At 47.8% G+C, this 270-nt stretch carries 1 protein-coding gene; it reads left to right on the plus strand.

From position 1 onward, the window contains the following. A partial coding sequence (locus HMPREF2879_RS09035) for an IS3 family transposase (protein WP_141753040.1) occupies positions 1–242 on the plus strand: 242 nt, incomplete at its 5' end. Positions 243–270 lie beyond the last annotated feature (28 nt).

Genomic DNA, 270 nt, shown 5'->3' on the forward strand with positions numbered 1-270 from the left:
ATAATGGTTTTATCCAGAGCATGTCACGCAAAGGTAACTGCATTGATAATGGTGCCACTGAGCAGGTCTTTGGACATCTTAAGGACGAGTTTTTTCGTGGGCAGGACTGGCTAACCTTTGAGAGTTTCAAAGCTGACCTCGATGCGTACATTACGCATTGGAATACAACAAGACGCCAGGTGAAGCTTAAGGGCCTGACTCCGGTTGAGTACCGGGTTCAGGCCCTGCAGGAAGCTGCATAGCGGCTATTATTTAATGCGTCCAAGTTTC

Origin of the sequence: Rothia sp. HMSC069C04 (assembly GCF_001812895.1) — a bacterium.
In the GTDB taxonomy this organism is placed as follows: Bacteria; Actinomycetota; Actinomycetes; order Actinomycetales; family Micrococcaceae; genus Rothia.